Annotated in this window: 19 protein-coding genes and 2 pseudogenes; 13 read left to right on the top strand and 8 right to left on the bottom strand. The window is 69.1% G+C overall.

Going from position 1 to position 22,160, the window contains the following annotated elements:
* Positions 1 to 2 precede the first annotated feature (2 nt).
* From ACIQ7H_RS08455 to ACIQ7H_RS08425, 7 genes are all read left to right on the top strand, one after another.
* The gene (locus ACIQ7H_RS08455; protein WP_395790346.1) at positions 3 to 1,244 is read left to right on the top strand and encodes an aminotransferase class I/II-fold pyridoxal phosphate-dependent enzyme; all 1,242 of its coding nucleotides are present in this window, start codon (positions 3 to 5) and stop codon (positions 1,242 to 1,244) included.
* Between the two features lie 28 nt (positions 1,245 to 1,272).
* A complete protein-coding gene (locus tag ACIQ7H_RS08450; RefSeq protein ID WP_395790344.1) occupies positions 1,273 to 1,881 on the top strand; it encodes a GDSL-type esterase/lipase family protein in 609 nt (202 codons plus the stop codon).
* Between the two features lie 292 nt (positions 1,882 to 2,173).
* A complete protein-coding gene (locus ACIQ7H_RS08445) occupies positions 2,174 to 2,632 on the top strand; it encodes a DUF2141 domain-containing protein (RefSeq protein WP_395790342.1) in 459 nt (152 codons plus the stop codon).
* Positions 2,629 to 3,441, top strand: coding sequence for an SDR family NAD(P)-dependent oxidoreductase (locus ACIQ7H_RS08440; RefSeq protein ID WP_395790340.1), 813 nt, complete (start codon positions 2,629 to 2,631; stop codon positions 3,439 to 3,441). The genes ACIQ7H_RS08445 and ACIQ7H_RS08440 overlap by 4 nt, the downstream gene beginning before the upstream one ends.
* Positions 3,442 to 3,495: 54 nt before the next feature.
* Positions 3,496 to 4,137, top strand: coding sequence for a TetR/AcrR family transcriptional regulator (locus tag ACIQ7H_RS08435; RefSeq protein WP_395790338.1), 642 nt, complete (start codon positions 3,496 to 3,498; stop codon positions 4,135 to 4,137).
* A gap of 125 nt (positions 4,138 to 4,262) precedes the next feature.
* Complete coding sequence (locus ACIQ7H_RS08430) at positions 4,263 to 4,676, top strand: hypothetical protein (RefSeq protein WP_395790336.1); 414 nt, start codon at positions 4,263 to 4,265, stop codon at positions 4,674 to 4,676.
* A 127-nt stretch (positions 4,677 to 4,803) separates the two neighbouring features.
* Positions 4,804 to 5,592 (top strand): MipA/OmpV family protein, encoded by a 789-nt coding sequence (locus tag ACIQ7H_RS08425; protein WP_395790334.1) that lies wholly within the window; start codon positions 4,804 to 4,806, stop codon positions 5,590 to 5,592.
* A gap of 90 nt (positions 5,593 to 5,682) precedes the next feature.
* Here the strand turns inward: ACIQ7H_RS08425 and ACIQ7H_RS08420 are convergent, their stop codons facing one another.
* Both ACIQ7H_RS08420 and ACIQ7H_RS08415 read right to left on the bottom strand, forming a co-directional pair.
* Positions 5,683 to 8,736: an efflux RND transporter permease subunit gene (locus ACIQ7H_RS08420; protein WP_395790332.1), complete on the bottom strand. Its 3,054-nt coding sequence runs from the start codon at positions 8,734 to 8,736 to the stop codon at positions 5,683 to 5,685.
* Positions 8,733 to 9,833 carry an efflux RND transporter periplasmic adaptor subunit gene (locus ACIQ7H_RS08415; protein ID WP_395790330.1) on the bottom strand — a complete coding sequence of 367 codons (1,101 nt, stop codon included), beginning with the start codon at positions 9,831 to 9,833 and terminating at the stop codon, positions 8,733 to 8,735. Before ACIQ7H_RS08415 ends, ACIQ7H_RS08420 begins: the two co-directional genes overlap by 4 nt.
* 119 nt (positions 9,834 to 9,952) lie before the next feature.
* On the opposite strand from ACIQ7H_RS08415, the gene ACIQ7H_RS08410 reads away from it, so the two are divergent.
* The 4 genes from ACIQ7H_RS08410 (at position 9,953) to ACIQ7H_RS08395 (ending at position 13,333) form a co-directional block, all read left to right on the top strand.
* Positions 9,953 to 10,621, top strand: a complete 669-nt coding sequence (locus ACIQ7H_RS08410; protein WP_395790328.1) for a TetR/AcrR family transcriptional regulator — start codon at positions 9,953 to 9,955, stop codon at positions 10,619 to 10,621.
* Positions 10,622 to 11,042: 421 nt separating this feature from the next.
* Entirely contained in the window at positions 11,043 to 11,222 is a 180-nt protein-coding gene (locus ACIQ7H_RS08405; RefSeq protein ID WP_395790326.1) for an entericidin A/B family lipoprotein, read from the top strand.
* A gap of 372 nt (positions 11,223 to 11,594) precedes the next feature.
* Positions 11,595 to 11,918: a metalloregulator ArsR/SmtB family transcription factor gene (locus ACIQ7H_RS08400; RefSeq protein WP_395790324.1), complete on the top strand. Its 324-nt coding sequence runs from the start codon at positions 11,595 to 11,597 to the stop codon at positions 11,916 to 11,918.
* On the top strand, positions 11,915 to 13,333 hold the full coding sequence (locus ACIQ7H_RS08395; RefSeq protein WP_395790322.1) for a DUF2867 domain-containing protein: 1,419 nt from the start codon (positions 11,915 to 11,917) through the stop codon (positions 13,331 to 13,333). Before ACIQ7H_RS08400 ends, ACIQ7H_RS08395 begins: the two co-directional genes overlap by 4 nt.
* A 36-nt stretch (positions 13,334 to 13,369) precedes the next feature.
* Here ACIQ7H_RS08395 and ACIQ7H_RS08390 read toward each other — a convergent pair whose 3' ends face one another.
* The 6 genes and pseudogenes from ACIQ7H_RS08390 to ACIQ7H_RS08365 form a co-directional block, all read right to left on the bottom strand.
* Entirely contained in the window at positions 13,370 to 15,325 is a 1,956-nt protein-coding gene (locus ACIQ7H_RS08390; RefSeq protein ID WP_395790320.1) for an ATP-binding protein, read from the bottom strand.
* 17 nt (positions 15,326 to 15,342) lie between these two features.
* Positions 15,343 to 16,032 carry a proteobacterial dedicated sortase system response regulator gene (gene pdsR, locus ACIQ7H_RS08385; protein ID WP_395790318.1) on the bottom strand — a complete coding sequence of 230 codons (690 nt, stop codon included), beginning with the start codon at positions 16,030 to 16,032 and terminating at the stop codon, positions 15,343 to 15,345.
* A 10-nt stretch (positions 16,033 to 16,042) separates the two neighbouring features.
* Positions 16,043 to 16,147 (bottom strand): annotated as a pseudogene (locus ACIQ7H_RS08380) (SEC-C metal-binding domain-containing protein); the annotation flags it as partial.
* 381 nt (positions 16,148 to 16,528) lie between these two features.
* A pseudogene (locus ACIQ7H_RS08375) lies at positions 16,529 to 17,080 on the bottom strand (UPF0149 family protein); the annotation flags it as partial.
* Between the two features lie 146 nt (positions 17,081 to 17,226).
* The gene (locus tag ACIQ7H_RS08370) at positions 17,227 to 18,591 is read right to left on the bottom strand and encodes a glutamate--cysteine ligase (RefSeq protein ID WP_395790316.1); all 1,365 of its coding nucleotides are present in this window, start codon (positions 18,589 to 18,591) and stop codon (positions 17,227 to 17,229) included.
* 164 nt (positions 18,592 to 18,755) lie between these two features.
* On the bottom strand, positions 18,756 to 19,433 hold the full coding sequence (locus tag ACIQ7H_RS08365; protein ID WP_395790314.1) for an exopolysaccharide biosynthesis protein: 678 nt from the start codon (positions 19,431 to 19,433) through the stop codon (positions 18,756 to 18,758).
* Positions 19,434 to 19,553: 120 nt separating this feature from the next.
* Here ACIQ7H_RS08365 and ACIQ7H_RS08360 point away from each other — a divergent pair, with 120 nt between their 5' ends.
* Entirely contained in the window at positions 19,554 to 21,125 is a 1,572-nt protein-coding gene (locus ACIQ7H_RS08360; RefSeq protein WP_395790312.1) for a peptide ABC transporter substrate-binding protein, read from the top strand.
* Positions 21,122 to 22,042: an ABC transporter permease gene (locus ACIQ7H_RS08355; RefSeq protein ID WP_395790310.1), complete on the top strand. Its 921-nt coding sequence runs from the start codon at positions 21,122 to 21,124 to the stop codon at positions 22,040 to 22,042. The genes ACIQ7H_RS08360 and ACIQ7H_RS08355 overlap by 4 nt, the downstream gene beginning before the upstream one ends.
* Positions 22,043 to 22,160 lie beyond the last annotated feature (118 nt).

Genomic DNA, 22,160 nt, shown 5'->3' with positions numbered 1-22,160 from the left:
CCATGCCGCACCGTCCCGTTCCGACCAGCCAACGCCTTGAACAGGTCCGCTATGAGATCCGCGGCGAGCTGGCCCGACGAGCCCGGGAGCTGGAGCAGGCCGGGCGCAAGCTGTTCAAGTTGAACATCGGCAATCCCGGCGCGTTCGGCCTGCATGCACCTGCGCATATCCAGCAGGCGATCGCCGAGCATATTGCCGACAGCGATCCCTACTGCCACCAGCAGGGCCTGCCGGAGGCGCGCGAAGCCGTCGCCGGTCTGCACCAGCGCCGCGGCAGCCATGGCGTCACCGCCGATGACGTGTTCCTCGGCAACGGCGTCAGTGAGCTTATTGATATCGCCCTGCGCGCCCTGCTGAACCCGGGCGAAGAGGTCTTGCTGCCCAGCCCCGACTATCCGCTGTGGAGCGCCGCGACCCTGCTCAACGGCGGCAACCCGCGCTACTACCACTGCCGCCCGGAGCACGGATTCCTGCCCGACCCGGAGCAGATGGAATCGCTGATCACTGCGCGCACCCGTGCGCTGGTGGTGATCAACCCGAACAACCCGACCGGCGCGGTCTATCCGCGCGAGTTGCTGCAGCAGATCGTGGAGATTGCCGAACGTCACCGGCTGGTGTTGATGGTCGATGAGATCTACGACGGGCTGCTGTACGACGAGGCCGAGTTCGTGCCGCTGGCACCGCTGGCCGGCGAGGTGCCCTGCCTGTCCTTCGGCGGGCTGTCGAAGGTGCACCGCAGCTGCGGCTTCCGCGCCGGTTGGGTGGTGCTGTCCGGACACCGCGGTCGTCTGGCCGAGTACCACCACGCCTTCGACCTGCTCGGCGCACTGCGTCTGTGTGCGAACGTGCCGGCGCAGTGGGCGATTCCCGCGGCCATCAACGGCCCCGATACGGTGACCGCACTGACCGCCGCCGGCGGCCGTCTGCAGCAGTCGCGGCAGGCGATCATCGACGCCTGCGCGCGCAGCTCGCGGCTGTCGCTGGTCGCGCCGATGGGCTCGATGTTCGCCTTCCCCGGCGTGGATTCGCGTGACCTGCCCGGCTTCGACGACTACCGCTTCGCGCTGGAACTGCTGGAACAGGACGGCGTGCTGATCGTGCCCGGCTCCAGCTTCAATGTTGCCTACCGCAACCATTTCCGCGTCACCCTGCTGCCGCTCGCCGAAGACATCGCCGAGGTGTTCCTGAGAATCGAGGGCGCACTCGAACGCAATGCGCAGGAGATCAAGCGTGCGGTGGCCTGAGCAGGTGGCGGCATGAGCGAACTCTGAAATGAGCGCGCGACGTTTTCTCGCCCTCGGCGACTCCTACACCATCGGCGAAGCAGTGGCCGAATCCGGACGCTGGCCGCTGCAGCTGGTCGCGCGTCTGAACGCACATGGCCGGGCTTTCGACCCGCCCGAGATCATCGCCACCACCGGCTGGACCACCGACGAGCTGGCCGCGGCGATGGATGGCAAGTATCCGGTCGGCACGCGCGCCGACTTCGACCTGGTGAGCCTGCTGATCGGGGTCAACAACCAGTACCGCGGCCGCGCGCTCGACGAGTACCGCGAGCAGTTCGTCGCCCTGCTTGAACGCGCGTTGGCGCTGGCCGGCGACGACCCCCAGCGGGTGATCGTGCTGGCCATTCCCGACTGGGGCGTGACGCCGTTTGGCGCCAAGAGCGGCCGCGACACCGCACAGATCGCCCGCGAGCTCGATGCCTTCAACGCTGCCGCCGCCGAGATCGCGCAGGCGCGCAACGTACGCTTCGTCGACACCAGCGCGGTATCCCGCGAGCGCGGCAGTGCGTGGGTGGCCGAGGATGGCCTGCATCCGAGCGGTGCGCTCTACGCCGCCTGGGCTGAAGCCGCCGAGATCGGACTGCTCGGCCCATAGGGTGGGCCCCGGCCCACCGTGGCCGCCACGCTCGCCTCGGTTCCAGTTGCCGAAAGCGAAGCGCACCCACCTTCGATCGGGCCGGCGTAGTGCCCGCGCCGTCACCCCCAATACCCTCGACAGCGGGCAGCCGCTGGCGGACGGCGTGTGCCCGGGCGCGTTCCGGGACGCGTCGCTTTTGCCCATTGACTGGCGAGGGAGGCTCCATGGCAACGGCCAATGTTGACACCGTCAACCTGCCCGCGTAGCGTGGTTGACGCTGTCAACTTGGCAGCGCTACCCCAGGTGCCTCGTGGCCGGATTCCCACTCGCTGCCGTGCTCAGCCTCGCTTTGCTGTACCCCTCAATCGGTGTCGCCGGAAGCACTGACTCCTCCCCCTCGGGCCCTGTTTCGCTGCGCGTGGAGGTCATCGGCTTTGGTGCCGGCGGCGAAGTCGGCTGTGGCCTGTATCGGCAGGCCGCAGGATTTCCCACCGACCCGGCGGCGGCCGTGCAGACGCTTTGGCAGCCGGCCCGCGGCGATCGCGTGACCTGCGAGTTCAAGGATCTGCCGCCGGGCAGCTATGCCGTGACCGCCTCGCACGACACCAATGGCAACCGGATCGTCGACACCAATCTGTTCGGCATGCCCAAGGAAGCCTGGGGCGTGTCCGGTGGCGTGCGCCCGCGCCTGCGCGCTCCGCGCTTCGATGAAGCCCGCATCGAGACCCCGGCCAGCGGCGAGCTGCGACTCGAAGTGAGGGTGCAATGAGCGCGCCGGGGCTTGAACGCTGGCGCGGGCGCTGGGCCGTGGTGACCGGCGCCTCCAGCGGGCTCGGACAGGCTCTGGCGCACGGGCTGGGCAGTGCGGGGATGCATCTCGTGCTGTGCGGCCGCGATCCACAGCGACTGCAGGAGACCGCGCTCGCGATCGAGCAGCAGTCGAAGGTGCAGTGCCGCACCGTCCGCCTCGATCTCAGCCGCCCCGACGCCTGCGATCGGCTGCTGGCCGAGTGCGAGCCACTGGACGTGCGGGTGCTGGTAGCGGCGGCTGGCTTCGGCAGCAGCGGCCCGCTGCTGGATCAGCCCCTGCGCGAACAGCTGGAGCAGGTGCAGGTGAACTGCGCGAGCGTGCTCCATCTCGCCCATGCCTTCGGCCGCTGCTTTCGCGCCCAGGGCGATGGCGCGCTGCTCCTCTTCAGCTCGATCGTGGCCTTCCAGGGCGTGCCCGGCAGCACCACGTATGCCGCCAGCAAAGCCTTCGTCCAGAGCCTCGCCGAGGGCCTTGCGGCTGAACTCGCGGGCAGCGGCGTCGGCGTGCTGGCGGCAGCGCCGGGGCCGGTGGCCACGCGCTTCGGCGCGCGGGCCGGGCTGGGCATGGCGGGCGCCGCCGAGCCCGAGGCGCTGGTCGACCCCTTGCTGCGCGCTCTTGGGCGCAGCGGCACCGTCCGCCCGGGCGCCCTGTCAAAGCTGCTGGGCTACTCGCTGGCGATGCTGCCGCGGCCGCTGCGGGTGCGTCTGATGCAGCGGATCATGGGCGGGATGATTGCCGCCGGCCGACCGGCGGGGGTGCAGTCGTGACCTCGACCCTGCAATCGCCGATCATGCTCGACCCACCCGGCCCGGAGTTCCTGCATGCGTTCTGCCTCAGCCGATCTCAAGGAGGCCTGCGTCGAAGCGGCGCACCAGGTCATCAGCGAGCAGGGTCTGGAGCAGCTCAGCCTGCGCGAGATCGCACGCCGCCTGAAGGTGTCGCATCAGGCGCCATACAAGCACTTTCCCAGCCGCGATCACCTGCTGGCGGAAGTGATCCGTCGCTCCTTTCAGCGCTTCGCCCAGCATCTGGATGCGCGCCCCAAGCAGACAGTCGCGCACGAGGATCTGTCCGAGCTGGGCCGGGCCTACCTGGAGTTCGCGCTGCGGCATCCGCTGGAGTACCGGCTGATGTTCGGTACACCCTGGCCCAGCGTCACCGAGCACCCGGAACTGCTGCGCGAAGCCCGTCACTCGTTTCGCCTGCTGCTGGAGGCGATTCGACGACTGCGCGCGGGCACAGCGGCGACCGAGAAGGACATCGAGCTGGACGCGCTGTATGTGTGGACGGCGATGCACGGCGTGGCCAGCGCCTTGAACTCGGACGTGCTGCCCAAGCTGGAACTGCTGCCGGAAACCCTGGCCCAAGCGGTGCCGCATGCGATGGCGCGTGTCAGCGCAGCGCTGGGCGTGCCCGAGGATGTTCGCCTGCCGATCGAACTGGGCGGCGCGCCACTGCGCTGAGCCAGCGCATCGCTGCCTGGCTGCTCGGCGCAGCCGGGCTCGGTCTGTCCGCGCTGGTCGGCGCCGCCGAGCCCGCTCCCGCACAAGCCCCGACGCAGCCATCAGCGGACGAACGGCCACCACGCGTGCTTTCGGTCACCCGCGCACGGGTCAACCTCAGCGGGCTGTGGACCTTCTACCAGCACACCCGGCAGGTGCTGAAGGATCTGCCGACCCAGCCGGGACTGCTGGCGCACGACGTCCGCCTGCGCCGACTCGGCACGCACGCCTGGACCTACACGCTGTGGCTCGACTACGAGAGCCTGGTGGAATTCAGGACCGGGTTCACCCATACCCGCGCCGTGATGCGCGCGAGCCGGACGCTGGAGGGCGCGGACTTCTGGCTGTACGCCTGTCCGCACGACTACCTGCCGAGCGGCTGGGAAGCCATCGACCAGGTCATCGCCGGCACCACTGCGTGCACGCCGCTGCCGCCGCGCAGCTCGGCCTATCGCCCGTGGACGCCGGCCGTCGCCGGCACCGCCGGCGACGACGGCTGAGCTACAGCGCGGCCTCGTCCGCCAGAAGGCGCCTGCGGCCGCAGGCATCCACCTCAGACCCAAACCTTTGCGCATCCGCGCCGAAGGCCGCACGCGTGCGGCTTCGTACCCACCAGGAGAGTTCGCAATGATCCACCCGAAAGCACTCAGCACCGCTGCAGTTGTCGCATTGGCCGCCGCAATGCCCGCTACAACCGCACATGCGCAGGGCAGCATCGGCGTCGCCGCGCTGCAGGAGCCCCGATTCATCGGCAGCGCGAGCGACCGCACCGGGCCAGTCCCCCTGCTCGACATCGAGCGTTCGCGCTGGCTTGCCAAGACCCTTCGCGGCGCTCCGGAGTTCGGCGCCTACCTGCTGCGCCGCGAGGGCTTCGAACTCGCCGCGATCGCCTCGATCGATCGCGGCCGCAAGGCCGAAGACTCGGCGCTGCTGTCGGCGTTGGGCGGTGAGGACATCGATCCCTTTCTCTCGTTCGGACTGGTCGCAAGCCACAGCGGCCGGATCGGCCCTGCGCCCTACGAAGTCCTGATCCGGCCCCTGCAGCGCACCGGCGACTCGGACGGTTTGACCGTCGCCGTTCGCGGCAGCATCGGCATCGCCGAGCTCGGTCCTTTCGCCGCGCTCGCGCACGCCCAGGTGATGTGGGCCGATGCGGACGCGCAGCAACTCGATTTCTCGCCTCCTCACCCGGCGAACGTGCAGCCGGCCAGCGGCCCGCTCACGCCCGCCTTCACCGCACGCAGCGGCGTCCGTGAACGCCGCGTCGGTCTGTCCGCGCAGTACCAGCTGAGCCCGCGACTGCGGCTGGTGGCGCAGTGGGAGCGTCGCCAGCTGGCCTCAGGACTGCTGAGCTCGGGGCTGGTCGAGCAGCGCACGGCCTCAGCACTCACCGCGGGCTTCACGTTCCTGTTTTGAACCCGACCCAGCCGGCGATGGCGAATCAGCGCAAGCATCCGCAGGCTGTTCGCTACCACCCGCGGAGCCCGGCGGGCTCCGCGGTGCGGCTCATTGCCGCACCGGCACCTGCACTTGTCCCCTGCGCGCCTGCCAGCGCAGCAGCGCGCGCAGCATCAGCGGCAGCACGGTCAATGACAGCCAGGCCGAGGCCAGCAGGCCGCCGATCATCGCCCAGGCCAGCGGCGGCCACAGGGTGGAGTCTGACCACACCAGCGGCAGCAGCCCGACCACGGTGGTGGCGGTGGTGAGCAGAATCGGGCGGATGCGGCGATCCAGCGCCTGCAGCACGGCCGCATCCGGCGAGGCGCCCTCGGCCAGCGCGTCATCCGCCGCCGACAGCAGCAGAATCGAATTGTTCACGGTGATGCCGATCAGGGCGAACACGCCCTGCAGCGGCTGGAAGCCAAACGCCAGCCCGGCCAGCAGCAGAGCCGGGAACACGCCGGCCAGGGCGAAGGGCAGCGAGGCCAGCACCAGGCCGACCCGACTCATCGAGTTGAACTGCAGCAGCAGGAAGAACAGGAAGGCCATCGCCCCCAGCGGCAGCGCGCGCACCACGGCGTCGTTGGCCTTGCCGGCGTTCTCGGCCTCGCCGCCGAAGCGGATCTCGGTGCCAGCGGGCAGCGCCTGCGTCGCGAGCGCCTCGCGCAGCGCATCGAGCACACCGCCGAAGCCGAAACCCGGCTGCAGCTCGGAGGACACGCTGGCGACCTGCATCAGGTCACGTCGCTCGACCGCGCCGGGTTGCAGGGCGAGACCGAGCGAGGCGATCTGCGCCAGCGGCAGACCGGCGGCGCCGACCGGCAGGCCCAGCAGCGCACCGCTGTCGGTGCGCTGGTCGGGCGCCAGATGCAGACGGATCGGCACCGGCTCTTCGCCACCGCGATAGGTCGCCACCGCCCAGCCCTGAGTGCTGGCCGCGAGCGCGGCGGCCAGCGCCGCCTGCCCCATGTCGACACTTTCGCCCGCGCCGAGGCTGCGCTGCACCTGCAGGGCCGGCACGCCCTGTCCCAGGCTGTGGCGCACCGCGCGGCTGCCCTCGATGTCGCGCAGCAGGCCGGTCACCTGCTCGACCGCCTGCACCAGCTGAGCGCGGTCGGGATGGAACACCAGGATCTCGATCGGCGCCGCCGCCGGCGGCCCCTGGCGCAGGATGACCGGCACCACGTCGACGCCCGGCAGCGCATCGGACGACCAGCGGGCGATCCGCTCCAGCAGCGCGCGGTTGTGTTCGAGGCCCGCCGTCTCGACCAGCAGGCGCGCCCGCGAGGGGTCGCGCGGCGAGCGCTGCAGGTTGTAGTAGAAGGTCGGGCCAGCAAACCCCACGTAGCGCTGGATCGAGCCCACCTGCGCATCGCTGCGCAGGAAGGCCTCGATCTGCGCCGAAACCTCGTCGGTACGGTCCGGGTGGCTGGCATCGGGCAGCTGCACTTCAACCAGCAGTGCCGCGCGATCTGCGTCGGGAAAGAACTGCTGCTGCAGCAAGGGGAAACTGGCCAGCGAGCCGAACACCAGCACGCCGCCGAGCAGCAGCGAGCGCCGCGGATGCCGCCGGTGCAGCTCCACAACGCGGCCGCACAGACGAATGGCCCAGCGCTCGAGCACTCCGTTGGCGGCTGGCGTCGCGGGCGCCTCGGCACGCAGCAGTCGCAGCGCGAGCAGCGGCGTCACCAGAACCGCGAACACATAGCTCACCGCGAGGCTCAGGGTGATCGCGATCGGGATGCCGCGGGTGAAGTCGGCGGTGTTGCCGCTGGACAGCAGCAGCGGGAGAAAGGCCGCGATCGTGGTGCCGGTAGCCGACAGCAGCGGCATCGCCAGTTCGCGGACGGCCTCCTGCATCGCCTGCACGCGCGGCTGGCCGGCATCAAGCCGGCGCTGGATGCTTTCAACGACGACGATCGCGTTGTCGACCAGGATGCCGAGTGCGACCACCATGCCGATCACCGCGATCTGCTGCAGGACGCCCCCGCCCATGGCGTACAGGGCCAGGGTGCTGGCGGTAACCATCGGCAGGATGGCCGCAACCACCAGCGCCGGACGCAGGCCCATGGCGACGATCAGCACGGCCAGGATCAGGCCCATCGCGGTCAGCAGACTGCTGAGTAGGCTGCCGAGGCGGTCTTCGGTGAATTGGGGCTGGTAGAACACTTCGCGCACCTGCAGCGGCGCCAGCGCCGGCCGCATGCGCTCGACTTCGGCGCGCAGGGCTGCGCCCAGACGCAGCACGTCGACCGCTTCGCGCGCAGCCCGCACTTCCACCGCCACCATAGGCGCACCATCGACATAGGCGCGCTGGGCGCTGGGCATGGCGGTTCGGCGTTCGATGCGGGCGAGGCTGCCCAGCGGCAGGACGCTTCCGTCCGCGAGCGTCAGCGGCAGTTGCGCGAGATCAGGGATCGCATCGAGGCCGCCGTCCAGCGACAGCGGCAGGCTGCGCCCCTCGGCGCTGAGCGCGCCCAGCCGCGCGGGCTCGCTGCGCGCCTGCACCGCGCGAGCGACGTCCTCGATGCGCAGGCCGAGGCCGCGCAGCTCGGCACGGTCCAGGTGGAGCGCGATCGATTCACCGGGGTCGCCGGACAGGCGCGCGCTGGCGACTCCATCGATCTGGGCCAGCCGATCGCGCAGGCGCTGCGCGGCGGTGCGCCGCGCCACCGGATCATCGCCGCCGAAGATGCCGTAGACGGCGAGCTCGGCGCCGACGATGCGGTCGTCGAGCTGGACCCGCTGGGTTTCAGCCGGCAGCTCGGACTGCGCCCGCGCGAGGGCTTCGCGCACCCGCGTCCACACGCTCTCGGTGTCGTAGATATCGTCGCGCAGCTGCACCGAGATCACCACCGCATCCTGGCGCGCGGTGGTGCGGATCTCGTCGATGCCCTCGATCTGTGCGAGTTGGCGCTCGATCGGAGGTGCCACCCGCCGTGCCAGTGTGTCGGCACCCGCGCCCGGCAGCACCGCGGTGACGATGCCGCCGCGATAGGGAAACGACGGATCCTCCTGCTTGGGCATCTGACCGAGCGCCAACACACCGGCTAATCCAAGGATCGTCGCCAGCGCCAGGATCAGGCGGTCGCGCTGCAGCGCGGCCAGCAGCCCGTTCATGGCAGCACCCGTACGCGATCGCCGGCGCGCAGCGAGCTTGAACCCTCGGTCACCAGGGGCGCACCGACAGCCAGCGCGCCGGCCACGGCGGGGTCGACCAGCGCGATCTCGCCGAGCAGCAGCTGTGGCTCGACTTCGACTGCGCGTGTGCGATCACCCTCCAGCGACAGCACGTGCACCGGCGGCACGCCGCCGGTCGCGCGCAGGGCCGACAGCGGAACCGCCACACCCGCTGGCGCGGCGAGCGGCAGCTGCACTTCGACCGGTTCGCCGGCTGCGAGCGCGGCACCGTCCACCGCGTCGTGCACGAGCTCGAAGCGCAGCCGCACCAGCCCCGCCGCGCCCGCGCCCTGTACAGCGGCCTGGCCCGGATGCCCGGCCAACACCGCTGCGTGGGTGCGGCCATCGAGTGCGACAAGCCCTACCCGAAGGCCTGGCGCGAGGCCCTGCGCGATGCGCGGCGGCAGCGCCAGTTCGAACTCCAGGCCGGCGTCGCCGGCCAGCTCGATCACCGGCTGACCGGCTGCGACGAACTCGCCGGGCTCCGCCAGCACCCGCACCACCCGACCTGGACCGGCGGCACGCAGGGTCTGCTCGCCGACATTGGCGGCGGCGCCTCGGCCCTGCGCGCGCTGGCGCGCGAGGCTCGCTTCCAGACTGTCCATCTGGCTGCGGGCGGCATCCAGCGCTTCCTGAGCGACGAGGCCACGCGCGCGCAGCGCGGCGGCTCGGGCGTGGTCGTCGCGGGCCTTGTCCAGCTGCGCCTGGATCGCGCGCACCTCGGCATCGGCCGCGGCCTGCGCGGGTTCGACGTTTGGATTGCGCAGTTGCAGCAGCACGTCGCCGGCCTGCACGGGCTGGCCCAGCGCGGCGCGCTCAATCAGTTGCCCGGAAATCTGCGGGGCCAACAGGCTGCGTTCGCGGGCGCGCAGCTGGGCGGGGAAGCTGAGCTGGATAGTTTCCGGCGCCGGGGCGACCGCGGCGGTGCGCACCGACAGCGGGACGGTCGCCGGGGCGGCGGGCGTGGGCGGCTGCGCGCCGCAGGCCGCGAGCAGCAGCGTCAGCGGAGCGAAGAGGAACGGGGGCGGGCGGTGCATGTGCGGCTCCTGAGGTGCGCAGACGCGAACCCATGCAGGGGCTTTGCGAAGGCGGGTCGAACGATGTTTCCACCGTAAAGATTGAACTTTACGGTGTCAAGATGTTCAGATGGGCCGCTATGAGCACACCCCGCCTCCCCGCCCGCGCCCGTTTCCACCACGGCGACCTGCACCGCGCCCTGATCGAAGCGGCCCGCGGCCTGCTCGAACGTGAGGGCGTGGAGGGCCTCAGCCTGCGCAAGCTGGCGCAGGCCGCGGGCGTTTCGCACGCAGCGCCCTATCACCACTTCAAGGATCGCTCCGCCCTGCTGGCGGCGCTGGCGGAAGAGGATTTCCACGCGCTGGCCGCCTGCACCGCCGCTGCCGCGGACAGCGCCGGCCCCGATCCCTTTGATCGGCTTGCCGCCAGCGGCGCCGCCTACATCGGTTTCGCGATCGCCCATCCGGCCAGCTTCGCGCTGATGTTCCGACCCGAACTGACGCAGCCGGAAACCAACCCCTGCGTGGACAGCGCAGGCGACACCGCGTTTGCCCAGCTCACCCGCACCGTGGCCGACTGCCTTGGCCCGCAGGCGGCGCCGGAGCGGCAGCAGGACGTGGTGCTCAGCGCCTGGGCCTGCGTGCACGGTGCGGCGGCGCTGTGGCTGGACGGCCCGCTGTCACGCCACAAGTCCGAACAACCGCTGCAGCCTGAGGCCATGGCGACCCGCATCACTCGCAGCTTCTCGGAAATGCTGCGCGAGCAGGTGCGAGCCGAAGCCCGCGAAAGTCCCACGCGCGATCCGTAAGGCGGGGGCTTGGTCTACCAAGATCCAATCCGGTATCGCCGTTGAATGTCCACAGGACGCGCCAACGGCAGGCGTCGACATCAGACCTGAAACCTGGCGCACTCTCGCCTGCCAAGCTGTCGGCTTTGCATGGCCGGGTTGCGCCGACACCCGCGCGAGCGACAAACGCGCTGTCGGAGGGAGCTCGAACAGCTGGCTTCAGATCCGCGGCAGAACCCTGGACTCGCGAGGTCCGCCAACAGAGGCAGACCAACGCCTGCATCCTTCGGGCGCGCTGTACGCCGGCTGGGCCGAACAGGCTGAGCACGCGCTGCTGGCCTGAGTGCTTCAGTTCGATGGAGCACAGACGCCGGCCTTGCCGCCGCGCAGCCTGCGGGTCGGTGGCTGAAGGTGCAGCCATCGCCCGCCCAAGGAATTCGCCATGAACCGCACGACCGTCCGCACCCGCTGCAGCGCATCGCTGCGCACCTTCGCCGCCCTGCTGCTGATCGCGACCTTCAGCCTGGGCCTGTCCGGCTGCAATACCATGAGCGGACTCGGCAAAGACACCCAGAAGGCCGGCGAGAAGGTCGAGAAGGAAGCCGAGCGCCACATCGACTGAGGTCTGTCGAACGCGCAAGGCGCGGCGCTTGGAACGACCGAGGCCGCGCCGGGAGCGATTGCGCGTGGCGGGGGAGTCTTCGGTCGCTGGCGGCGGGTGTGTCTGGGTTGCCCACTTGCGAACGCGAAGCCGCAGGGCTTCCGCCGGATCAAACCCGCGATGGAGGGCAGACTGAGCTCTGCCTTTCTGCCCCGTCCCAGTCGATGCGCACGCTTGCAGGTTTGACCTCGCCTCGCGCGCGCGCGCCGCGGACACGTTCCATCGAAGTGGACCCGCGCGCGGCACGGTTCAAAGGCTCGGCTCTCCGCACGGCTTGCGTTGCAGCAGGCACCACGCTAGGCTTCCGATCAGTTAACTAATTACCTAACTGATATGAGCATGGACCGCGTTTTCGCTGCACTGGCCTCAGCTCCGCGCCGCCAGATCCTCGCCTTCCTCAACGCTGGCGAGTTGAGCGCTGGCGAGATCGGCGATCGCTTCGATTTCAGCAAGCCGGCGCTGTCGGGCCACCTGCGCATTCTTGAAGATGCCGGCCTGATCAGCCGCGAGAAGCGCGGCCAGTTCGTCTACTTCCGCCTGGTGCCTGAGCGCCTGACCAATACCGTGTTCGCGTGGGCCGCCGAAGTCTGCCCAATCGCCGGCCCCTTGAAGCGCGAGAGCCGGGCGCGGGCGCGTAGCCGGGCGACGCCGAAATGAACGAACTCGCTTCACCAAGCAAGGGCTTCCCAAGCGTAAGCCTGCGCAACGGTGCCGACGCCGCACCGATCGAGGTCACTCTGATCGCGCAGCTCGGCCCCGGCGCGGGCGACGCCCTGATCGCCCAGACCGCGGCTCGCCAGCGAGCGCATCCGGGCTTCGTGGATGCGTTGGAAGAACCCTCAGCGCGCCTGGGTGGAATGCACTTGGCGCACGGCGATGCCTCGTCGCTGTACAGCTTCATGGTCGGCGTATCCGGCCATCCGTTTCATCGCCATGCCGGGAACCGGATCTTTACCGCCGTCGCCGGAAGCTCAGGTGCGCTGCTGCGCTTTGCACACGTCGACGATGCCGAGATGGCCGCCGACCCGCAGGCCTTCGTGCGCAGTCTCAAACATGTGCGCGTGCCTGCCGACAGCCTGTTCACCGTGCGCTTCTGCGGTGGCACCTGGCACCAGTTCTTGCCGTTGGACGCCAGCGGTCAGCACTCGGCGCTGTTTGCCCTGTCCTGCCACACCGATGAGTTGGGAGGAGAGTTGAGCCACGCGCAGCGTACCCAGGTGCTGGCCAACGCGGCCGATATTCCGAGCCTGACCGAGTGTGTGCCGTCTCCGGTGCAGGCCCTGCTCGATGCGGGTGCGCAACCGGCTGCGGAGTACCGGCTGAGCTTGTGCTCGCCCCCGCATGCCCGGGCGCAACAACTGTGTGGCGCGCTGCGCGGTGCGGTGGGGCGCCTGCGCTCCCAAGCGCAGACTCTACGTGTGCATTTGGGCTGGGTGGAGCGACGCCGTACGCACCTGCAGCCACGCAGAGAGCACTCGATACCGGACGCCAGCTTGCTGCACTCGGCGCTGGATGGTCCGTCGGGGAGCGTGGGCAGTGTCTATCTGGACCTCGACCCGGCGTGGCTGGACGCATCGAAGCCCTCGGCTGCGGCGCTCCTGGCGCAGCTGCTTGAGGGCTTCGTCGAGAATCCGCCACGCGGTGTCGGCCTGCTGATGGGTCTGCGCAACCGATTGGTACGCCCGCTCGGGCTGCGCACTTCCAGCCTCGGTTGCCCGGTGTCGTCGCTGTTGTCGGAGAGCTGCCCGCAGCGCTACTGCGGACGCTTTCCCGTGCTGGATCAACGCACGGATGCTTCAGCCCGTACCGCCGAAGTGCTGCTGGGCGCGGACGATAGACACCTGAGTTTTCGCGCCAGTGCCAGCGTCGAACTGCGCTGCGACGGACGCACCCGGTTCCGGCTGGCGACGCGGGTTCAAACCCGCAATCTGTTCGGCCGACTCTACATGGCGCTGATACGCCGCACCCATGAGACCTACGTGGGGCCAGCCCTGCTGGTGCATGCGGTGGAACACCTTCTGTCGCGCGTAGAGGCGGGTTCGCCAGTCACGGTTGAGGCCACAGTAGGCTGATCCGCGGCTGTCATGCCGCAGGCCTTCGGACTTGCGCTACAGCCGCGCACGCACCATCGGCCGCAGGCTCAGGCTGAACTCGACGCCGCTGCCATCGGCGAGGTTGCTTGCCCGCGCGTGGCCGCCGTGACGTTCGCTCACCAGACGAACGATGTGCAGGCCGAGGCCCAGGTGCGGTGCGCTGTCGTGGCCGGCGCCACGCGGGCGCTGGCTGACCAGGGCATCGAACAGGCGCTCGCTGCGGCCGGGGGCGAGCAGCGGCCCGCTGTTGGCGACCGTCAACCGCACGCCGTCGGACTCCTGCGACAGGCCGAGGCGGATCCAGCCATCGGCCGGACAGAAGCCGCGGGCGTTGTCGACCAGTTTGTCCAAGGCCTGAACGATCAGATCCGGCGCGCCGTGGAAGGGCAAGGCCCCAGCCGGTGCCATCAGATCGAGCCGACGCGGCGCCAGCAGGCCGCGATAGCCCTCGGCGCAGCCGCGCAGCAGGGCGGCCAGATCGAAGTCCTCGGCTTCGGCTGCGGCGATGGCGCGCTCGATGCGCGAGCTCTCACCCATCGCACGGACGATCGCTGCCAGCCGCTCGCTGCCCTGCCGCGCGCGCTGCAGGTACACCGCACTGCCGTCGGGAAGGCCCTGCGCTTCAAGGTTGTCGAGTGAACCACGCACGACCGCCAGCGGCGTGTGCAGCTCATGCGAAAGCGTGCCGGCCAGGCTGCGCAGGTAGTCGGTGTAGCCGGCGACCTCGTCCAGCAATGTGCCGAAGCTGCGCGAGAGTTCACCCAGCTCATCGCGCGCGCTGGAACGCTCAAAGCCACGCGCGGCATCGACGCCGCCGCGCTCAAGTGCGGCCTCGGCCTGCAGGCTCAGGCGCCGGATCCGCGTCGACAGCCGACCGGCGAAGAAATACAGCAGGGCCGCGAGCAGCAGCAGCACGCCCAGACTGACCGCCAGCACCCGCAGCAAGGCCTGATCCGCCAACAGCAAGGCGGCACTGGCCTGACGCAGTTCGAGCACGCCGTGGCGCTCGCCGTCCTGGGCCAGATCGATCCGGCTGGCCAACTCCAGACGGTTGCCGTCTTCGATGCTGCGCCAGCGCGCAGCATCGCTGCCGGCTGCGTAGCGGGCTTCACTGCCGACCTCGCCCAGCACGGCGCTGAACAGCCGTCGCCAAGCCGAAACCTGCCCGGCATCGGCGGCCAAGGCACCCGCTCTCAGCAGCCGGCTGTCCGTGCTGTCCAGCAGTTCGCAGACGTGCGCGCGCGGGCACAGCGCGGCCAGCAGCTCGGCCAAGGGCGGTTGCGGCTCGCGCAGCGGTCGCAGTGCGGTGCTGCCCAGACGGGTGCCAACCTGGGCCGGTGCGCGGTGGTCCACCGCCTGCACCGCCAGCCCGAGCACCTGCAGGCCGACCGGCAGGCGCAGCTCGATCCGATAGCCTGCGGCGTCTTCCTGCCACTCGCCCGCCACCCGCAGGTGCGGCCCGCCGAGCGACTGCGCGGACAGCGCGCCGGGCGCGGCATTGGCCAAGCGCAGGCGCGAGCGGCCGTCGGCGGTTTCGATGTCTAGCTCGACGCGGTCGGCGTACTGCGCCTCGGGCTGGCTGGATTCGGCGCGCAGCCGGCTGGCGTCCGTGACCTCGATGAACAGATGCAGCGCGCCTTCGCTGCGCGCCGCACGCAGGCGCAGATGTCCCACGCTATCGAGCGTTCGTGCACTTGCACGTTGCTGTGCCCAGTCGTCATCGAATCCGTCGAGCTGCAGCGCCTCGGCCTGCACCGGCACCGCGATACCGCCCGGCGCCAAGGGCAGCAGGCCGGGATCACGCGCCAGCGCGCGCTCGATGGCCTCGCCCATCACCGCCAGGGTGGCTGCCTGCTGGGCTTCCTGGCCGCGCCGCAGCTGGGCTTCCAGCTCGCGGACCAGCAAAGCGCCGGCAGCCGGTAGGGCCAAGGCAGCAGCAGCCAGCAGCACCAGCTGTTGGCGCAGACGCATGCGGAATCAGGCCTTGATCACGGCCGCCAGCGGTAGCCGGCACCGTGCACGGTGTCGACCTCATCGAAGCTTGAATCGATGGCTTCGAACTTCTTGCGGATGCGCTTGATGTGCGAGGTGATCGTGGCCTCGTCGACCACCACTTCGGCCTCGCGCATCAGTTGCTCGCGCGCCCGCACGTGGCCGGGATGGCGCGCCAGCGCGTGCACGATCCAGAATTCGGTGACCGTCAAGGGCACCGCGACACCGTTCCAGGTGACGTGCATGCGCTCCAGCTCCAGCCGCAGACCGCGCAGCGACAGCACGGTTTCACGCGCGGCGGGTGCGCGCATCGCATCAATACGCCGGAATAGCGCGGTCACCCGCGCGGTCAGCTGCGGCAGCGAGATGTCCTTGCTCAGGTAGTCATCAGCGCCCAGGCGCAGGCCGGAGATCACGTCGATATCGGCATCGCGCGCGGTCAGGAACAGGATCGGCAGGGTCGGCGCACGTGTGCGCAACTCGCGGCACAGCTCGTAGCCGCCCTCGGGCTCATCACCGAGGCCGACATCGATGATCACCAGATCCGGCAGGCGCAGCGTGAACGCCGCGCGCGCTTCGGGTCGGCTGCCGAACCCGTGCACCTGATAGCCATAGCGGGTCAGTGCATCGACGTAGTTGGCCCGGATCGCGGGCTCGTCCTCAACGATGGCGATGGTGCGCGACATGGCCGACCTCTCAGTTCAGCGCTTCAGGCGCGCCATGACACTTCTTGTACTTCAGGCCGCTGCCGCAGGGGCAGGGATCATTGCGGCCGACCTCGTGCTCACGCCGCGCCGGCTGTGGCTTCTGCTCCTCAAGGCGGACGAAGTGCAGGGCCTGCAGCACGCCCGGTAGCTCAAGGATCAGCTGCAGCCGCTCGGCCGGGCTCAGCGGTTCGAGATTTTCGTCGGGCTCGCTGTCGACGTCGTAGACATCGCCATCGGCATCTTCTACTTCGAGCGCCTGTGCAGTTGCGGGCTCGCCGCTGACCACGATGGGATCGCCGCCGCGCACGCCGCTCATGATTTCATCGAGCGCCGAGCGTACTTCGCTACCCGGCACACCATTTTCGGTCGGCGGGATGACCGGCGCGCCGGCCAGCGCGCGCGCCAGCAGCGGGCGTTCGGCGCCTTCGAGGTCGGGGTCGTCGAACTGGTCGTCCTCAAGATCGTCTTCGAGATCGCCCAGATCGTCTTCGTCGAGTTCGTCCTCGCTCTCGCCGAGCGCGAAGATCACGCTGACCGCTTCTTCCAGCTCGGGGTCGGCTTCAAGCCGCTCGTCCCAGGCCTCCTGCTGCAGATACATGCCGTATTCGAAACCGGCCGACCAATCGGCGCCGTACGGGGTGTCGTCCTCCAGCGTGTCGATGCGGTTCTCGCGCACCGCCTCGAACAGCTCCTCGCTGAGCTGGATCGCCGGGATGTGCGCCTGTGCATCGTCCTCGTTGGTCTGCGCGATGCGTCGACCGACCGCGCGCCAGAACGACAGCAGCAGGCTGTGCAGGGCTTCGTTCTGGGCTTCGTCCTCGAAGGGCGCATCGCCACCGCCCCAGATCCCCGGTAACACGTCTTCGATATCGACCGGCAGCGGCGACACGAACAATGCGCTGAAGAAGCCGTCAACGGCTTCGAGGTTCATGCCGTCGCGCGGCACCGCGCCCTCCCACAGCAGATCGTCCAGGCGCTCGAAATCGGCGTCGGAGAACGGGGCATTGGGCGGTTGGATCGAAGGCATGGGGCAGGTCCGGGGTCGACGTGGCCTGCCATGGTAGGCCGGGACGGCAGAATGGGGAATCAGCAATCGCGCCAAGCCCGAGCGCCGGGCCGGGCTTGCGCGCGTGGAAAGCGGTGGCGACAGCTCGCCCTCATCTGCGGTTCGGGTCAGTAAGCGAACTCGCGGAACAGCGGGTCGACGCTGCCCTGCCAGGCGCCGTGGAACAGCTCCAACTTGCGCTCGGCGGCGGTCTGGCCGGCCTCGATGATCTCGATCAAGGATTCCAGATAGATCCGCTCATCGACGCCGTTGCAGTTCATGCGCGCACGACGCTGCAGGCCGTGGGCCGCGATCTTCAGCGCCTCGCGGGCCAGCTCCTGCACGTTGGACTGCCGGAACGGCAGCTTCAATGCGTGCCGCGGCACACCATCACGCAAGGCATTGCGCTCTTCCATGCTGAAATCACGGACCAGATCCCAGGCGGCATCCAGCGCGGTGTCGTCGTACAACAGGCCGACCCAGAACGCCGGCAACGCGCACAGGCGGCTCCAGGGCCCCCCATCGGCACCGCGCATTTCCAGGTAGCGCTTCAGGCGCACCTCGGGGAAGGCGGTGGTCAAATGATCGGTCCAGTCGGCCAAGGTCGGCTTCTCGCCCGGCAGCACCGACAGCCGGCCGGCCATGAAGTCGCGGAACGACAGCCCGGAGGCATCGATGTACTTGCCATCGCGATACACGAAGTACATCGGCACATCGAGGATGTAGTCGACGTAGCGCTCGAACCCGAAGCCTTCGGCGAACACGAAATCGAGCATGCCGGTGCGGTCGGCATCGGTATCGGTCCAGATGTGCGAGCGGTAGCTCAGGAAACCGTTGGGCTGGCCTTCGTAGAACGGCGAGTCGGCGAACAGCGCGGTGGCGATCGGCTGCAGAGCCAGCGACACGCGGAACTTCTTCACCATGTCAGCCTCGCTCGCGTAGTCGAGGTTGACCTGCACGGTGCAGGTGCGGGTCATCATGTCGAGGCCCAGCCCGCCGACCTTCGGCATGTACTCGCGCATGATCTTGTAGCGGCCTTTCGGCATCCACGGCATTTCGTCGCGGCGCCATTTCGGCTGGAAGCCCATGCCGAAGAAGCCCACACCCAGACGGTCAGAGACGATCTTCAGCTCGCCCAGATGGCCGGCGGTTTCGCGGCAGGTCTGATGCAGGTTTTCCAGCGGCGCGCCCGACAGTTCGAGCTGGCCGGCGGGCTCCAGGGTCACCGAGGCACCGTCCTTCTTCAGCGCGATCAGGTGTCCGCCTTCAATGACGGGCGTCCAACCGAACTGGGCCAGGGCTTCGAGTACCGCCCGAATGCCCTGCGGGCCTTCATAGGTCGGTGGCCGCAGGTCGGACAGGCGGAAGCCGAACTTCTCGTGCTCGGTGCCGATGCGCCAGTCGGCCGGCGGCTTGCTGCCGCCGTCGAGGTCGGCCACCAGTTGGGCGAAGGATTCGATCGGGGCCGCTTGCGAACTGCTGGGGCTGGACACGCGGATAACTCCTGGGAGGCGGCGATGCGTCGACAGTTTGAGTGGGGGCAGCGCGAAGCTGGAGCAAGGGCGAGCCAGCGTGCGTCTGCCGGTGGCGGCCGCGCACCTCGGCCCATGAAATCAACGATTGCGACTCGGCATCAGCCCTGTAGCCAGAGCCGGCTTCAACCGCCAAAGGTCTTCAGCAGCGAGCCCAGGGCCAGACCACCGCCGCCGATCAGCACGCCAAAGTAGATCACGGTCGCGATCTGCGCGGCATGGCCCAGCAGGATTGCAACGCCGTCGCGCTGGATCAGACCGATCGCGTAGAACAGCAAGGCGATTGCGGGAAGCGTGTTGCTGAACGGCACGAATCCGAACGGCGCCATCAGCAGCAGGGCCGCCGTGCAGAAAGCCAGCTTGTTGAACAGGCCTACCAAACGCCCCTGGGCCAGGCTCGGCACACGGTGTGGGCGGCTGATGCGCTCCAGCCGGTGGACCCAGACGAGACCGGCTTCGAGCGCGCCGCGCAGCCGTGCGGCCGGCAGAGGACGCGTCTTCAATCGCGCCGGAATCCACAGCGGTCGGCCCGAGAGTCGGCTCAGGCCGATCAACAGGATGGCCGCACCGAACACCGTGCTGACGCCGGGAATCGAGACTGGAATCAGAAACACCAGCACCAGCAGCAGCGACAGCAGCAGCAAACCTTCGTCGCCGACCCGGTCAAGCAGGCTGCCAAGCTCGATGCTGTGTTCCGGCAGTGTGTCGATCAGGTTCTGCAATTGCTCGCCGAGGCTGGGATTGACGGCAAGGGGCTCTTCCGGCGGCGGCGCAGCGCTGGTGGGTGACGACTGTGTATTCACGAGAGATGCCAATATCTGCCGAAGAAATGCTGCGGGGATCCGCGTGCTGCGGCGCGCGAGCTTAACAGTCGAAGCCGCACCTGCCCGTTCGCCCCTATCCAACCGGTGACCTCTGCCCTCATGCGATTCCTTTCGTCATTGCCAATCGGTCTGCCGATACTGCTTGCACTGACCACGGCAGAGGCTCCGGCGCGTGTGCTGGAACGCGGCAACGGGCCGGAACCCTCGACCTTGGACGTGCATCGCTGTCAGGAGATCGCCTGCAGCAATGTGCTGCGTGATCTGTACGAAGGCCTGGTCACGCAGGATGCAAAGGGTCGCATCGTTGCCGGTTTGGCCGAACGCTATCAGCGCAGCGCTGACGGCAAGCTCTGGACCTTCCATCTGCGCGCCGCGGCACGCTGGAGCGACGGCACCATGATCACCGCCGATCAGGTCGTCGCCAGCTTCCAGCGCGCGTTCGCCGCATCCACAGCGGCACCGCTGGCACCGCTGCTGTACGCGATCCGCGGCGCCGCCGAGCTGCAGGCCGGGCAGATCCCACCGAGCGATCTCGGCGTACGTGCGCTGGATGCGCAGACCGTCGAGATCGAACTCAAGCAGCCGATTGATCTGTTGCCGCGGCTGACCCTGCCGATCGCGTTTCCGCTGCGGGCCGATCTGGCCGCCGCACACGGCAGCCAGCACACCCAGCCCGAGCGGCTGGTCGGCAACGGCGCCTACCGGCTTAGCGAATGGCGCCCGCAGTCGATGATCACGCTGCAGCGCAATCCGCATTTTCACAGCCCTGCGCCGATTGAACAGGTGCGTTTTCATGTCACCGAAGATGCCGCCAGCGAGCTCAAGCGCTACGCCGCTGGCGATCTGCACATCACGGAAACCGTACCGCCCGGACGGATGGATCGCCTGCGCGCGCGCTTCGGCGAGCAGCTGCGGGTCAGCCCGTATCTGGGGGTGTTCTTTCTGGGCCTGAACATCGAACGTGCGCCACTGGATGCGCCGCTGCTGCGCGAAGCCCTGAGCCTGTCGATCGATCGCGAACTGCTGGTGCGTGCGGTGACCGGCATGGGCGAGCTGCCCGCCTACGCCCTGGTTCCACCTGGCGTGCGTGAGTACGAGGGTGCCTTGCCCAAGTGGGCGCAGTGGAGCACCGAGCAGCGGCTTGTCCGCGCGCGCATCGCCTATGCCGAAGCCGGCTATTCGGCGACACGACCGGCGCGGCTCAGCATGCGCTTCAACACCTCGACCGTGCATCGGCGCGTCGCGCTGGCAGTGGCGGCGATGTGGCGCGAGCAGCTCGGCGTGATCACCGAACTGCGCAACGAGGAATGGAAGGTCTTCGTGCAGAATCGTCGGCAGCGTCGGGTCACCGAGGTGTTCCGCGGCGGCTGGATCGCCGACTTCGATGACGCCAGCAGCTTCCTCGACCTGTTCGTGGGCGACAGCCCGCTGAACTGGAGCGGCTACCGCGACCCCCGTTACGACGCGCTGCTGCAATCCGCACAACACAGCGCCGACACCGCCGTGCGCGCCAGCCTGCACGCCGAGGCCGAAGCACGCTTGCTGGAAGCGCACGCGATCGTTCCACTGTATGTCTATACCTCGAAGCACCTGGTGCATCCGCAGCTCCGCGGCTTCGAGCCGAATCCGCTCGATCGCCACCCGAGCCGCTACCTGAGCTTTGTCGAATGAGCGCGCGCCGCCTGTTCGAACGTGGCGCGGAAGCCGTGTTCACGCTGTGGCTGCTGCTCAGCCTGTGCTTCGTGCTGCTGCGGCTGGCGCCCGGCGGCCCGTTCGACGGCGAGCGCTCGGCGCCGCCGGAGATTGAAGCGGCGCTGGCCCGCAGCTATGCGCTCGATGCGCCGCTCTGGAAGCAGTATCTGGACTGGTTTGGCGGCCTGCTGACGCTCGACCTCGGGCCTTCGTTCACCTACCCGGATCAGCAGGTGGCCGACCTGATCGCGCAGGCGCTGCCGGTGACCCTGCTCACCGGTGGTCTGGCCTTGGTGCTGGCGATCACGCTCGCGCTGCCGCTCGGCTGGCTGGCCGCGCGTCGCCGCGGGCAGGCGCTGGATCGGCTGCTGATGAGCCTGACCGGGCTGGGTCTCGCCCTGCCCAAGTATGTGGTGGCACCGCTGCTGGTGCTGCTGTTCGCGGTACTGCTGCGCTGGCTGCCAGCCGGAGGCTGGGGTCGCGCGGATCAACTCGTACTGCCGGTGCTGGCCCTGGCCCTGCCCAATCTGGCCTATGCCGCGCGACTGGTCCGTGCCGGCCTGATCGAGGCCTGGGCCAGCGACTGGTATCGCGCGGCCCAAGCGCGTGGCCTGCCCGGCCGCACCCTGCTGCTGCGGCAGGCGGCGCCGGCGGCCGCGCTGCCGCTGGTCGCCTGGCTGGCACCGGCCTCGATCAATCTGCTCAGTGGATCGGCGGTCGTCGAGCAGATCTTCGGCCTGCCGGGCCTGGGCCGCTACTTCGTGCAGGGCGCCTTGAACCGCGACTACACCCTGGTGCTGGGCGTGGTCGCCTGCATCGGTGTAGGCATCGTGCTGGTCAACACCGCGGTCGACGCACTGCGCGGGCGGCTCGATCCGCGGCTGGATCGCGCCTGATTCGGGTCGCGGCTGCCTCAAACGCTGGCTGCGCTCGGCGTCAGGCTTCAGTCGGTACAGGACTTGCTTTCCGGTCTGCAGCAGGGCAACGCCTGAACGGGTTGCTCGCAGCATTGAG

The sequence above is a fragment of the Aquimonas sp. genome (genome assembly GCF_044377145.1).
GTDB lineage: Bacteria > Pseudomonadota > Gammaproteobacteria > Xanthomonadales > Xanthomonadaceae > Aquimonas.
Note: the sequence above shows the minus strand (reverse complement) of the source record. Positions and strands in the feature narration are given on the sequence as shown.